A 14,507-nucleotide genomic window follows, 5' to 3' on the forward strand; every position below is an offset into this window, starting at 1 on the left:
ATCCATGCCAGACCACAAAGTTAGCCAAACACGGCGAACCGTACTGAAGTCGGCTGCTGGACTGAGTGTTCTTACCATCGGTTTTGAAGCTGGGGCCGGTACTGCTGCAGCCGATCCAAGTCAATTCAAACTAGGAACCGTTCACTTTGTTGAGGCAAGGGAAGAATATGATGCTCCCTCCGATGCCCCTGTGATGGCTCGGACTGGAACGGCAGGATATGCGCTTGACCAATCGCAAGATGTGGTAACGCTAACGACTGCGCCGGTCTCGGCATTTTCGAAACAGAATGTCGTCATTTCTGCCGGTGGCGACTATTATAGCCCAGAACAGGCGATCCCAATTACAGAGTCCGATCGGAAGCTTCCGGTTGATACCAACTATCGCGAACTGAACGCCCGATACGCAGTTGTCGATCAAATCGAGTCAAAGCCGCCTGTTAGCGTTCAGGTAGAGAAGGATAACCTCCAGATGAGTAGTAGTGGCATTGACCTTGAAGTCCCCGTTGGTGAGGAAGTAGAGGGTACAGGAGATTCAGTCTCCATTGCATCTTCTGGAACTTCTGTAACTCCTGACCGCAAGCTTCAGGTCCGAAACCATGGCGAAATGACGGTCTTTGGCCATGAAGATTATTTAATCCTCCCAACGGAATCCGATGATTCCTATGCACAGGCTCGTGTCGCATCGCTTCAGTCACTTGTAGATGAACATGTTCGAGAGATAGAAGATGTTGACCTGATCGCAGTGCCAAAAGATGTTGATATTGTGAAAGGAGGTGAATGATAATGCAACAGACTATCGAAACTAAGGAAGTTAATGGGCAAACAGTTGAGATCACCAGGGTTGATGGTGAAGTCAAAACAGCAACGATTCGCTCTGATGAGAGCGATCGATATACTAGTGCAGCATCGAGCGATGTCGGGACACAATTTGTCGGGACAGAATCCTTATGGGACAATATGGACTATAACAAAATGAGTCAGATTCTGTCTTGGGTTTCTGATGCGTGGAACTCCCACATTGAAGATGATGGAGACTATGATTCATGGTTCACAGCCCAAGGTCCAGCAGGGGTAACAATTCCAGAAAGTGAACTTTCTAACTCAAGCGATCTTGGTGATCGCTTGAGTGATGCCGATGAATGGTTGCGCGATAATGAAGGGGATTTCTATGATGGTCCCTCTTCTATTATCGTTGTTGACTATCACGGTGATGATGACAATACCTATGGCATTGGGTATGTTGGAAGAGCTGGTGAAAGCTCCTATAAAAATGCTTTAGTAGATGTTCACCATGAAGATAACAATAATCTCCCATCGGAGCTTTCAGAAGTTGAATCAGAGGGTGTCGCCTTCCATGAACTGCTTCATATATATGATGCTACTCATCCTTCTGATGTGAGTACTCGTTCGGGGAACCCTGACGAAATCAGTATTATGTATAGTTGGGATGGCGTTTCTTGTAGTGATAATGGAGACACAGAACAAATTGTTGAGTGGGTGAGCGACTGTACGGAGGGTAGTGTACACTCTTACATTGATTCGAATTTCTAACGCCTGACCTACTACGTTAGCCAGCGAACAAACAATATTTTCTATACAAGAGAAGAAATATGAATGAACTCTTATATTAAATATCTCTTTTACCTTGTCCTAGATTTATTGTGCTAGGCCTGAATAGTAGTGATATGGAACGACGAGAATTCGTCACTGGTACAGGATTGGTTCTCGCGGCATCGATTGCTGGCTGTTTAGGGAATGAGGATGGTTCACCAGAAAATGAATCTGAAAATAGCACTGATACTGAGTCTGATCAGAACCCTGATAGAGATGAAAACAATAGTGAAGAGCCTCTACAATCCGACGAGACCCGACCATCCATTTCTGAAGATCCTCGCGATATATTGTTGAAAAATTACCATAACCAGTCACACACTATCGATATCCAAGTTAATGTTGATAATGAATCGGTTCATGATGGAGAATATGAATTAGAGGAAGGTAGCTCTGACAACATTAAGCGGATAAGTGACATTGTTAACGAGACGGGAACTTATTCAATCACTGCTACGATTTCAAAGAATAAAACAGAGGAGTTAGAGTGGGATGCAACTAATAATTCATCAAATGTAGCTGTTTATATTACTGAAGATGAAGAATTAGACATCCGGCCTGATCAATCTATGTAATATACTAATATCGTATAGAACCTTCCAATCTCATCCGTTTCTATTTACTTATTACTCGTTGGACGCTTTTTCAACTTATGCTAGCTGTACTGGCCTCATCGGGGATCCACAGGTCATAGAGTCCCCCTCTTGTAAAATGGCCGAAATGATTAAATACTCAACCATATAATTGCATGGCATGCCCTCCATTGGGTATAACCATAAGAAACATTCAATTACGGACAAACCGAATTTTATCACTCTATTACAACCAAATATGTGCGTGGGGATAGAAACAGATTTTTTGGTGAGGTGATTAGATGGATACTAACTCTCTCGCTGATACTCTTCTCAAGAGATTTGATTGTCTTCAAGAGATCGTCAAACAGCCTGCTGAAAAGAGAACTCTTGTGGCCTCTTTAGAGATGCCTCGTTCAACCCTTGATGATGTAGTCCGCGAACTAGAACAACAGAATCTTATTGAATACCAGGATGGAAAATGGCATCCAACGACGTTCGGAAGACTGGCCTATCAATCGCAGAAGGAGCATATTGAATTCCTTACTGATCTAGAAAAATCTAAGTCAATAATAGAGCCAGTAGACCCAAATTGTCCACTCAGTCCAGAATTTATTCAATCTGCAGATGTTCATGAACCCCATCCAAATGTAGCTGGTGACCTGATGGCAGTGGTAATTGATGAGATTCAAGATTCAACTGAGATTCGCATAGCAACACCACGTGTGGTAGCGGGATACCACGATCAATTCTACCAATCATGTATCTCAGATGAGAAGGACTCAATCGAAATAATTCTGCCAAGGAAGGTCTATAACTGGTTATCTTCTGAATATCCTGAAGATGTTAAAGAAATTAGTGAGCTATCATCTCTCAAAATTCTTTGTGCTGAAATCCCATTTTCATTTGGCCTTACTATCGTTGATAATATGACAGCAATTGTGGTCGTTTTCGCTGAACGCGGCATATTTGGCCTGATCATTAACGATACAGACTCTGCATTAGATTGGGCTAATGAAGTTTATGCACAAATACGAGAAAATGCCATTCCTATCACAGCATCTGAAGAGGTGGGTCAAGAACTATCTTACTCCGAGTAACGAGATCTGTAAATAGATCACAGTAGCATCCTCAGCTGAGGCAGTTGTCTCTTCTGATGATTGCTCAACTTTCCCGAGTGGGTGGACTTTGAGAACAGAGAGTTCCTCGTGGTGGACCTAAGAGATGTGCGCCCGCGGTGATGTCTTGTCTGATGTCGAACTCTGAGAGTTGATTCATCTGCTCGTCAGAAATGTTGCACGAACGATCCAGTGTCGCGATTTCCTCCTTACCGAATCGCAGCAGGATCTTCGTCTCCATGTTCAACCGGAGCGGCTTGTAGACGTCATTCAACTTCTGTGGGATTCGAGCATCAATATCCGTCTCAAGCCGTCTACGTTGAGAGGAAGAAGATTGTCTGTTGGAGCGTCTTGATGGTATCCTTGTACCGGACATCAGTCAGTTTATTCGGTGCGAGAGAGTGTTCTGGTACGAGTCAGAACAGACTTACTGGCGCTGTAGACTTTTGGATATTATCCGTCAGATGGACCAGAGTAAATATGTGTATATCCGGTAGAAGTCCAAATGTTGTATGAAGCATCAGTACTCTATAATTCGTGTGACGAGAGTTACGTGTCTACTGGTTAATTAAGTAGGAGAAAGTCGCTAGATTACTTCATAATTCTCATTATGGAAGATCCACCCCGTAGAATTCGTCCGACTCGGGGAGATAGTCGTCATCATTCTCGGCAGGTGTCTCGAGGTATCAGAACAGAGCTTCGATTTCGTATTCAAGTCCGTACTTCGTCGCTCGTTCTTGGAAACCATCTCGTTGACGTCGACGCAACTGAGCGACAGCAGACAGTACGAGTGATGGTGGCTGTCGTCGATCAACAACATGTGACAGCAGAGTTCCGCCGGCGAGTCTTCTTCTAGGTCCTTAAGAGTGAATCGTCTTGGGGTCAAGCCTTGAGGCACTCGGCCTACCCCGCCTGTAGGCTCCGCGAATCGTTTTTTGTGCGCCAAGAGGCGTGAGGCGCGATTCCGTCCGCCTCGAGATCAGTGATGAGTACTGACCGACCGATTCAGAGCGAGACGCATCGAGAGCGGTCGACTGACGACGAATTCACAAACGACCGTTCCCAGCACTACCCAGGTGATACCGCTCGCCTGAACGGACACGAACTCGTTGCGATCGACGAGTGGCTCCCCGGCAAAGCGCCGTCACCCTACGACATCGACCTCACAGATAGCTACGAGTATCGGACCCGCTACTGGCGCTGCAAGAACTGCGGTCAAGAGCGCAACCGGCGCGACGAGTTCACGACCCTCTGTGAGGACCCGCAGCCACAGACCCCGCTCGAGGCCGGCGGGTACTCGATCGACGAGCCACGGACCCGCCGAGCCCTTACCGAAGCGATCGACGCCCACTTCGCTCACCCGGGACCGATCTACGAGGTCGTCAGCGAAAGCGAGAGCACGTACAAAGTCAACGTCGATGAGGAGACGTGCACTTGCCCTGATTTCGAACAGCGCCAACCAGACGGCGGCTGCAAGCATCTGCGCCGTGTCGACCTCGAGATCCGGACTGGGCTTGTCCCGGACCCAGATGGAACCTTCCAACGATGAGACTCTCGAAAATTTTTGCTAACTGGGTTAACTTGCAGAGCAAGCGCCTGTACGACCGTATCTAGATCGACTCACTGCCGAATTCGACACTGTTTGACAGCGACGTGCCGAGCCACGCGAGGCAGGTCCACTCATCCCCACTCGATGTTATCGAACACTCCCAGTGCCATCCACACTGTCGAGTGGGATACCCTGTTGGATTCGATGGACGAGCTTTCCCTGCTTGTACCCTTTTCAACGGGGACGTTTCTTAAGAGCCAGTAATAGTACCATTAGGATAACTACTCCTCGTCACCCTTCCATGTGACGGTCCGGCCCCATGTCGTCGCCTTCCCCCAAAGGCCAGATCGCATGCACTCCAGTTCGACGATTTGAGAGTTGTCAACGAAGAGGTTTATCTCCGGGCCGAAGTTCTTGATGTACCACTCGAACATCTCAGGTCCAGGCGCCTCGAAGACAAGGTTCTCGATTCCAAGCCCATTCGCAATCTGGTAGGCGACATCCGTCCGCCACTCGTTGACCTCCTCGGTTATGCCCTCCGCCTCGACCATCAGGAGGTCCGCGCCCGCCTCCAGATGGCGTTTCCCCTCCTCGAGAGCCTGCTCGGGGTCCTGCTGGCCCTGTTCCTCGAGGACATCCGGGTCCGTCGCACCGCCGGCACCGAACTGGACGTTGATCTCGGGCTTTGGATCGATCTCGTAGTCCTCCGCGACGATCTCCGTCATCCGCACCATGTCGTCTGTCCCGATGGCCAGGAAGCCACTTGAGAGTTCTACGATGTCGAACCCGAGCCGCTCGGCCTCCTCGAAGTACTGCTCGACCTTGTCGTTGTCGCGGACCAGGACGTTCTCGACGTAGCCGCCAGTCGAGACTTTAACGTCGTACTCGTGGCAGATGTCGATTAACTCCGTCACCGCCTCCTCAGGCATCAGCGCGAAGGACCCACCGCTGAACTTGTAGATATCTACATACTGTCCCATCGTCTCTAGAAGGTCACGAAGCTCGCGCGGGCCCATCGGATCGTAATACGGCCCACGGATCTCCGTGATCCCCTTCTCTCTGGGCTTCTCCTCGCGCTCGTTGTGGTGTAGGAATTCGAACGTACGGTCTACCATAATACGATTGTAGCTTCGCTCTCTGAGTCCTTAGTGAGAGGGGGGTGACCAGTTCGATCCGCAATTGAGGGGTGTCATCTGCCGCAGACCGAAGAACAGGAACAGCTGGTCACCCTCTATCCAGCGAGTTATACAACATCTTGGGCCAGCAGGGTAACGAGGTCGGTGACGGTTGTCGACTCCAAGTCCTTAACTGTTGCAACGATATCGTCCCGGCGATCCTTGTCGAGTCTAGTGCCGGCCGTGTCGTGGAACTTCGTTTCGACTTGATTCCAACTCATCGGATTCGTTGGATGGCCTTGGAAGGCATCCTTCTCGACCACGTGAGTAGTACCGTCGTTAAGTTCGACCGTCACGCGGGCGGGCATCTCCCCAGCTTCAAACTGTTCAGTGAATTCTTCGTCCTCCTCAACGGTGACGTGCCGGAGGAGATACTGGACGTCATCTTGGATGATGCGGTCGGGCTCATACTGGGTGTTACCCATCTCCCGGTCAAGCAGCGCCGCTGCCAGCATATACGGTAGCGAGTGGTCGGCCTGGGCCTTCGTCTCGACCGTATGGCGATCGCCCTCACCGCCACCGATAATGAGCTTAGCACCGGCGAACGTTTCTAAATCAATGAGTTTCACGTTACTTCCATCGAGATCCTCTTGCTCCGCCAGTTCGATAACGCCTTCAACGGCAGACTGGGCGTACGTTTCAGCGACATATCGCTTCGTCATGACGTCATGGACGCGCGTGCAACCTGGGTCAAGGTCAACCTCGAACTCGCCGCTGATGGTCTGCTTCCACCCCTTTTGCCCTTCGAAGAGGTCCTTGGGTCCCTCCATCCCGTCACTGGCCAACAGGGCTGCATAGACGGCATTGCGGGCAGCATTGGCCGAGGCGATGCCCTTCCACTCGTTGATGCCGCCGGTACGAGTTACACGAAGGGCGTTGTGAGCGGTGCCGGCGATGCCGATGGCGTCCCTGGTCGTCTCGACATCGAGGTCGAGTACCTTCGCGACGCCGCAAACCGCCGAGAGTACCGTGTGAGTCACGTGGTCCCATCCTTTGTCTCTGACAGGAGCATTCCAAGCGAGTTCGCCTTGGACCTCGTAGGCGACACCGATACCTTCCAAGAGTTCCTCGCCAGAGGCATCAACGACCTCGGCAGCAGCGACGACCGCACCGATGTTGTCGCTCGGGTGGGGCGTCTCGCCGGGCGCGAGAAAGGAGTCCATGAAGTCGAGATAGCGCGTCAGCGCGGTATTGTGCATCGCGGCGCCGACCGGCGATGCGGTCTCGCCACGCCCCCAGAGCGTACAGTCATCGCCAGGATTAGCACGCTGGACTGTCTGGTGGACGACCTCCACCGGCTCCGCTCCAAGAGCATTGATCCCGATCCCGACCGAGTCGAGTACTCGCTTTTTTAGTTCCGTCTGCGTGTCCTCGGAAAACTCCTCAGCAGAGACTTCTTGGACGAACTCGGCGAGTTCCTCAGTCGTCGTCATATCTCTGAGTACGGTTGCTCGCGGGAAACTCCTTTACCCAGCATTCATCTAGAAAGGACGCAGTCGATTCATCTGCTTCCGTTCTTAGATAGACGCAGTTGTAGCCATAGTTTTGCCTGCAGGGTAGGCTCCGCCAACGGTCACACTCAGTAGCATTCTCGAGGCGGTTTGTTGCCCGAGGAGGGGTGGCGGGGCGGCCAGTCAGGTGCCTCGTCGGAGAAACGATGGCTACGGATCAGACCGTCAGCAGTCGCTCTACTCGAGACGCATCGCAACAGTCGCAATCGACACTGTCATGTCCTGAGTGCAGTGGCACTCTCGTCACAGCGAACCGCGAAGCGCACTGTCGAGAGTGTGGCTTGATCGTCGACGAAAACCAGCTCGACCACGGTCCCGAATGGTTCGCCTCGGAGGCAGACTCGAGCCGACGTCGAACGGGGGCACCGCTCACTGCAGGACGGCACGATCGCGGACTGTCGACCGAGATCGGCAGATACAGAGATGGACAGGGAAACACACTCTCGGGGCAAAAACGCCGTCAGCTCAATCGCCTTCGACGCGAACACCGACGCAGCCAATGGCGGTCAAAGCGTGAGCGGAATCTGGCGACTGGCCTCGGTGAAGTTCGTCGACTCGTAAGCGCGCTTGGGTTATCCGACTCGTTGCGGGAACAGGCGTGTTCGCTCTTTCGGCGCGCTCAAAAAGAAGACCTCTGTCGTGGACGATCACTCGAGGGAGTCGCAGCAGCCAGCGTGTATGCAGTATCTCGCTGTAATGGACTCGGGCGGCCCCTCGAGGAGATCAGTCAGGTAGCAACGTGCTCACGATCACAGCTCGAGTGTGCCTACTCGGCAATGAACACCGAACTCGAGCTTCCGACAGCAGTTCCACAGCCCAAAAGCGTTCTTCCCCGACTCGCAACCGAACTGGGCGCACCAGACGAAATTCAGTATCGGGCACTCGAATTAGCGACGATCGCAGCGAACGTAGGGATCACAACTGGACGTCACCCGCACGGATTCGCTGCCGCCTGTCTGTACAGAGCGGGCCAGGAACGCGGTTGGATGACTTCACAACAGGAACTCGCTGCAGTATCGAACACGTCGCCAAAAACGATACGAGCACACAGGGACACGCTTCTCGAGGTCTTAGAGGATCAGGAGAAGGGATGACGACCTCGAGGACCGTCGCGGTCACGAACTTTCGCGGGCCGATGTCGTCGGGGCCTTGATGGCGAACTTCGAACAGAACCTCGAGGATACCCGCAGCAGTTCCGTTCGACGATGTGGCGGCCAGTGAACCTGCGGTTCCCGAGCTAGTGATCCGGCCTTCTCTCGAGGATGTCGAAGATATCGATTGCTTTGTACTCTTGATTCCGCTGTTTGCCAGTTGTCTCGACGAGGACACCGTCGGATATTAACTCCTCGATAGCGTTATACGCAGTTTGTCGACTGACGTCGAACTCGTCTTGGACATCGTTGGCAGTGAAGTACGGCATATCGAAGACGCCCCGTGCAAGGCGATGACTCGTTTTCTGGTGTGGGTACCGTTGCTCATAGTCGCGCCGGAGTTCCATCAACCGCTGTGTCCGCTTATACGAGTCCCGCGCCTGTTCCTCGATCCCTTCGATAAAGAACGTGATCCAGTCGTGCCAGTCCCCGGTTTCGCTTACGGCGCGCATCTTTTCGACGTATTCCTGCTTGTTGCGATTGAAGTAGGCGCTCGGATAGAGATACGGCTCGCTCAGATACCCTACAGCACAGAGCTGTAATACGATGAGAATGCGACCAAGTCGGCCATTCCCGTCTTCACAGGGATGAACCGTTTCGAACTGATAATGCGTAATCGCGAGATCAATGAGCGGGTGATATTGACCGCCCATCTGGATATATGTCTCTAGAGAGTCCATCAGCTCGGGAACCGATTGGTGCGGCGGCGGAACGAACGGGGGCTGACTGGCGTACGGTGAAGGAAGGTGGACATCGATCGTCCGCCATTCTCCCACGACCTCGCCTTCATTGCGAACGTTTTCGAGGAGCAATTCGTGGAGCGACTGGAGGAGGTCGAGCGTTATCAGCTCCCCCTGTTTGATCGCGTCGAATCCTCTCTGAAGGGCGCGTTCGGCGTTCAGGACCTCCTGCAAGTCCCGGCTCACGTCGACGTTTTCGTCTTGGCCGGTCTGTGTGTGATGGGCGTATACCTCGTCCATATCGACATCAGCACCCTCTATTTCAGCAGTCTCGACGGCCTCGAGTCGGACGAGGGATGTATAGAGGACCGGTGAGAAATCGACGGTTGGACTGATCCCGTCGATTCGGCCGAGTTGAAAGGACGCATCGGCGATAAGCTCCGTGAGTTCATCGTCGACATCAATTCGTGTCGAGAGGGGGAGTTTCTCTGGAATGTAGTATGGATGTGGATGAGACTCGCGATAGTGGCCGGGTGCCTCTTCCGGAAGTTCTCGAGTCGGCATTTGACTATACCACGAGTTCCAGCTTGTTAATCATATTGCTCTTAAACCGATTTGATTACTGGGCTCTGAGAGGGGACTCGATCAAAATACGAGGCGCGAGTTTTGGAGAACGTGGCGCCATCCACCACCGTACGCAAACCGACCGTCGAATTGATCGGACTAGAACAGTGGTTGTTGCATATCACCGTAGACTGCCATCAGCTACGTCGGCTACCTGCGGTTCTGGCGCGCTCTTATATCTGAATTCGGCCGGTTGGTCGGAATCGTTTGGCGATGAATTTCGATCAGACTACGCAGGCCCTGATTGACAGCGACGTGTGGACGGATGTCGAAATGGTCGCGAACGGCTATCTCACCCCGTACCTCGTCGATACGGCGACAGGTACGATGCTCCCGTTCAAAGTGTTTGGTATCGGCGGGATGGCTCTCGGCGAAATGGTCGTTAACAACCGTGCGTTCATCCTCGGTTCGGGCCCGTTCGTCGTCCCTCGAATGTGCGTATTCGGCGATAACACCGAACTCGAGCTTCCGACAGCTTCCACAGCCCAAAAGCGTTCTTCCACGACTCGCAACCGAACTGGGAACTCCAGACAAAATCCAGCATCGGGCGCTCGAATTGGCGGCACTTGCAGAGGACGCCGGGATCACGATTGGAGGTCACCTGCATGGATTTGCTGCAGGCTACCTGTACAGAGCAGGCCAGAAACGCGGTTGGATGGCTACACAGCAGGAACTCGCCGCAGTATCGAACACGTCGCCGACAACGATTCGGTCACATAGGGACGCGCTTCTCGAGGTTTTGGAGGTTCAAGAGAGATAATGACCTCGAATTTAAGTAAGAAGCCGCAGCCAACGCCAGTGGACCAATGGATCAGCGAGAACACGACCACCAAGAGTTACGTCCGCTCGGAGAAGCCTCACCCGCTGTCGATCACGAACTCGAGGAGAACCACGAGAACGCGCATCGAACAGAGCCTAGTACCGCCGGCAATTCGATCCAAGCTACCCAAAAGCGAGAGACCGAGTCTAAATGTCGATCATGTGGGGCATCGATTCCATCAGACCGAACGAAATGCCTGTTCTGTCTGACCGAGCGTATCGACCCTCCAGATGAGGCGACTGACGAGGCCACTGAGAATCTATTGAGTATTGTCTTCATCGTCGTCCCTGCACGGACTCGTTACGAGGCTATAGCAAAGGGAACAGCCGCCTGTCGAAAACTAGTCGCTGACGACGGGCCGATCGATGGGTACCAACTCGTAGCCGATATTGACGAGCCGGCACCGCAGCTCGACGAACGTTGGACGTCACTCCCATCAGCCGCCAGTCGTAACTCTGAACCAGGGGAGCAGTTGCTCGAGCAACTCGAAGACGTCGTGGACGAAGATAGTGCAAGATGGTCAGCAGTCGGTAGCGAGTTCCCGATTCTGTACAATGAGTGGGGAGACGCCACTGACGACAGCGAGGAATTATCTGGACTCGAGGATCCATATCAGTGGGTCGTCCCCGCACTTGCGCTACACGAATCCTCCCGATCAAATCAAACCACGCAACCAGAACCGAGTATTCCACGAAAGACGCGACTCTGTTGTCGCCACTGCGACGAAGAGACAATTCACGTCTTCGACGGCCGTGATACTGCGTCAAATTCTTCAGTCTCATCACCACCCATCTGGGAATGCAACCGATGTAGCACTCCTCGTCATGGCCCAGCCCTCGAGTGAAAACACACGAGCAATTGTTCAGTGTCACTGATGACAAGTACAGGTCAAGCAGGTAACGGAACGACGACCGATCTATCCGAAGGATATCAGAAACCACCTGCTGAATACAGAGGATGAATTCAGCACGGCATCTTCGTTTGTCACACCGAAAATGGCGGACTATCTGCTCACTACACGTGCGTATTTAGTAGATAATCTGTTCTCATTTCATCTTACCTTGGGTCCAATATAGCGCTCAGAATGGTAGTGTCTTCTCTTCACGGAGGATCAATCGAACTCCTACCCCAGAAGCACTATTGGTGACAGGAGACTAATATTCTGTATGACTAAATGGATTGAGGTTACGACTGAGGAAGGGCCGGACGGAAACGCCACAGAGCGTGTTCCAAAAGAGTGGTATGAACACAATCAACGCGCTAAGCGCGTTCTTCAGACGTTACGCGATCAATTCAGTGATACGGAAGGAGTTACCGGAACTGGGTTGGGGAAAGGTAAGCGAGTTATTGCAGGTAAAACTTGTTTCCAACCCGTAGTCTACGCTGAAGAAGAGGTTGCAGATGAGATTCCTGATGAAGTTGATGGAATACCTATTCGAATTGAACCACCAAGAGGCGATTTCGTACTTGATTAAGACTTCATCCTTCCAGAACGTCAGTTCGCAGGTGTTACTTGCTATTCGCCGCCCTTTCTTCCGATCAGGAGAGAGGCGAATGCTCTGATCAGTAAACAGCCTGTACTGAGCGATCTCCACTTTCGCAAATCGGACCTGATCTCATGCGACATTCGCGCCATCTATTCAGCAAGGCCTGATCGAACTACCGAACCACTGATAAGAGCGACCTGCCGCATACAGAGGATAAGTTCAGCACCACACCCTCGTTTGTTTCACGCAGAAACCGGTGAACCTCCTGTACACTACATATGTGTACTAGACGCTCATTCAGAGACGCCATCCCAAAGATAGCAGGAGATGACGTTTTGTATTCGGTCTCTGCTACCAAGGGCCATGGGGAATAATTCGAAGTCAGAAGATTCCAACGAAGAAGGCCTTGACGCTGCGAAAGACGAGATAGATGAAGAACCAGAGCCTGGGCTTGGTCCGGGTGCTGATGGCGATGAGGAGGACGCAGAGAACGACTCAGAAACCAACGCGGAGAACGATAAGTAAAGGTAGTACAGTTATCGGGAGCAGGACCCGATACTTCTGAATATCCTGTCCGGGTGTGGATACACCGCGGTCAGGGTGACGCAAGTAGATGGACCATCTCATCAAATTCCGCATAGCAACGTTATAGGAGCCTCCTTACTGATTACGGGTAATGGGCTTTAGGAACCGGAGATACTCCGATGTTTCTGGGAGGAAATTTATTGTAGCCCTCGGTGGGATTTTTGTCGCACTCGTAGTCAGCTATCCGTTCCTCCCCATTGTCAACGATTCATCGTCCGAACTCTGGGTTGTACTTGGTATTTTAGTTGGTATTCCAGGTCTCGTCCTATTGTACGGTGGCTATCGGTTGCCCCAAACCGACATCCGCTCTGAACTCTATCCTACCGTCGGCAAGTGGTGTCTCCGCGGTATTGTGGTAGGTTTCGCTATCATGCTGCCTATCGTTCTTGCCAGTGACGATCCAAATATCGTCGGAAATACACTCTTGCTCACGGCACTGGGCAGTCTCGCGGGCTTCGGCGCAGGTATGTACGACGCGCAAGCCAAAACGCGGCAACTCGAACTTCAAGAAACAATCGATCAACTGGAAACCTCGAATGAACGCCTTGAACGACACCAGCAGTACACTGACGATATTCTTGACGCAATCGATGACGTGTTCTATGTTGTAGACGAAAACGGATCTCTTGAACGGTGGAACCAAAGCCTCTTAGAGGTATCTGGCTACACAGCAGAGGAAATATCATCAATGACTGCAGCCGACTTCTTCCGGAGCGACGACCGTGATGCAGCCATGGATGCGGTCCGCAAAGGCTTTGAGAGCGGTTCGGTAGATGTAGAACTCAAGCTACGCACAAAGGACGGCGATACCGTCCCCTTCGAGTTCGTTGGATCCACGCTCAAGAACACATCCGGAGACCCTGTTCTGGCTGGCATCGGACGTGACGTTTCGGACCGGGTCGAGCGTGAACAGCGGCTCGAAGAGTCCAACGAGCGGCTCGAACAGTTCGCCTACGCTGCCTCCCACGACCTTCAGGAACCACTTCGGATGGTGTCGAGTTATCTGCGCTTGATCGAGGACCGAGCCGACGAGGAACTAACCGAAGAGACCGAGGAATTTCTCGAGTTTGCCGTGGACGGGGCCGACCGCATGCGTGACATGATCGACGGATTACTGGCGTACTCACGCATAGAGACCCAGGGAGAGGAACTCGAACCGGTCGACCTCAATGAAGTAATTAGAGACGTGCGCGACGACCTCGAGATGCGTATAACTGAAAGTGATGCCGACGTAAATATCGAGGAATTGCCTCGTGTGGTAGGAGATAAACATCAGTTGCATCAGCTATTTCAGAATTTATTGAGCAACGCGATTGAGTATAGCGGGAACGAGCCGCCACAGGTGCAGATTTCCGCCACTCAGACCGATTCGATGTGGGAAATATCGGTTCAGGACGAGGGGATCGGGATTGAGCCGGATGAACAAGGTCGTATCTTTGAGGTATTCCAGCGGCTTCATTCCCGGAACGATCACGAGGGCTCGGGTATTGGTCTGGCAGTGTGCGAGCGAATCGTCGAACGTCACGGCGGCGAGATTTGGGTCGAATCCGAGCCAGGCGAGGGAGCGACGTTCTCATTTACACTTCCAGCGGAAGATGAGTATGACCGCTGAGCATGGAATTGA

14 protein-coding genes are annotated in these 14,507 nt (G+C 52.2%); 10 read left to right on the plus strand and 4 right to left on the minus strand.

Translation table 11 applies throughout. The features are described 5' to 3' along the window. Positions 1–4 precede the first annotated feature (4 nt). The 4 genes from HALXA_RS21355 to HALXA_RS21370 all read left to right on the plus strand — a co-directional run bounded on the left by HALXA_RS21355 (position 5) and on the right by HALXA_RS21370 (position 3,283). Positions 5–781, plus strand: a complete 777-nt coding sequence (locus HALXA_RS21355) for a hypothetical protein (protein WP_013881837.1) — start codon at positions 5–7, stop codon at positions 779–781. A 2-nt stretch (positions 782–783) separates the two neighbouring features. After that, positions 784–1,551, plus strand: coding sequence for a hypothetical protein (locus HALXA_RS21360; RefSeq protein ID WP_013881838.1), 768 nt, complete (start codon positions 784–786; stop codon positions 1,549–1,551). A 134-nt stretch (positions 1,552–1,685) separates the two neighbouring features. After that, entirely contained in the window at positions 1,686–2,186 is a 501-nt protein-coding gene (locus HALXA_RS21365; protein ID WP_148263723.1) for a hypothetical protein, read from the plus strand. Between the two features lie 299 nt (positions 2,187–2,485). Further along, a complete protein-coding gene (locus tag HALXA_RS21370; protein WP_013881840.1) occupies positions 2,486–3,283 on the plus strand; it encodes a helix-turn-helix transcriptional regulator in 798 nt (265 codons plus the stop codon). Positions 3,284–3,887: 604 nt separating this feature from the next. Here HALXA_RS21370 and HALXA_RS22975 read toward each other — a convergent pair. Beyond that, positions 3,888–4,121 (minus strand): hypothetical protein, encoded by a 234-nt coding sequence (locus HALXA_RS22975; protein ID WP_449271603.1) that lies wholly within the window; start codon positions 4,119–4,121, stop codon positions 3,888–3,890. A gap of 165 nt (positions 4,122–4,286) precedes the next feature. On the opposite strand from HALXA_RS22975, the gene HALXA_RS19695 reads away from it, so the two are divergent. Beyond that, the gene (locus HALXA_RS19695) at positions 4,287–4,850 is read left to right on the plus strand and encodes a hypothetical protein (RefSeq protein ID WP_013881841.1); all 564 of its coding nucleotides are present in this window, start codon (positions 4,287–4,289) and stop codon (positions 4,848–4,850) included. Between the two features lie 281 nt (positions 4,851–5,131). Here HALXA_RS19695 and HALXA_RS19700 read toward each other — a convergent pair whose 3' ends face one another. Beyond that, positions 5,132–5,965, minus strand: a complete 834-nt coding sequence (locus HALXA_RS19700) for a phosphosulfolactate synthase (protein WP_013881842.1) — start codon at positions 5,963–5,965, stop codon at positions 5,132–5,134. Positions 5,966–6,093: 128 nt separating this feature from the next. Beyond that, entirely contained in the window at positions 6,094–7,458 is a 1,365-nt protein-coding gene (locus tag HALXA_RS19705) for an MmgE/PrpD family protein (RefSeq protein ID WP_013881843.1), read from the minus strand. A 224-nt stretch (positions 7,459–7,682) separates the two neighbouring features. Between HALXA_RS19705 and HALXA_RS21380 the strand changes: the two genes are divergently transcribed. After that, positions 7,683–8,630: a transcription initiation factor IIB gene (locus HALXA_RS21380; protein ID WP_013881844.1), complete on the plus strand. Its 948-nt coding sequence runs from the start codon at positions 7,683–7,685 to the stop codon at positions 8,628–8,630. Positions 8,631–8,773: 143 nt separating this feature from the next. On the opposite strand, the gene HALXA_RS19710 is transcribed toward HALXA_RS21380, so the two are convergent. Next, positions 8,774–9,931, minus strand: a complete 1,158-nt coding sequence (locus HALXA_RS19710) for a Fic family protein (protein ID WP_013881845.1) — start codon at positions 9,929–9,931, stop codon at positions 8,774–8,776. Positions 9,932–10,256: 325 nt separating this feature from the next. On the opposite strand from HALXA_RS19710, the gene HALXA_RS21385 reads away from it, so the two are divergent. From HALXA_RS21385 to HALXA_RS19720, 4 genes are all read left to right on the plus strand, one after another. Then, complete coding sequence (locus tag HALXA_RS21385; protein ID WP_083822884.1) at positions 10,257–10,751, plus strand: hypothetical protein; 495 nt, start codon at positions 10,257–10,259, stop codon at positions 10,749–10,751. Positions 10,752–11,977: 1,226 nt separating this feature from the next. Further along, positions 11,978–12,286, plus strand: coding sequence for a hypothetical protein (locus HALXA_RS21830; RefSeq protein WP_148263724.1), 309 nt, complete (start codon positions 11,978–11,980; stop codon positions 12,284–12,286). Between the two features lie 375 nt (positions 12,287–12,661). Next, the gene (locus HALXA_RS22300; RefSeq protein ID WP_013881848.1) at positions 12,662–12,823 is read left to right on the plus strand and encodes a hypothetical protein; all 162 of its coding nucleotides are present in this window, start codon (positions 12,662–12,664) and stop codon (positions 12,821–12,823) included. Between the two features lie 151 nt (positions 12,824–12,974). Beyond that, a complete protein-coding gene (locus HALXA_RS19720; protein WP_013881849.1) occupies positions 12,975–14,495 on the plus strand; it encodes a sensor histidine kinase in 1,521 nt (506 codons plus the stop codon). Positions 14,496–14,507 lie beyond the last annotated feature (12 nt).

Origin of the sequence: Halopiger xanaduensis SH-6 (assembly GCF_000217715.1) — an archaeon.
Lineage (GTDB): Archaea > Halobacteriota > Halobacteria > Halobacteriales > Natrialbaceae > Halopiger > Halopiger xanaduensis.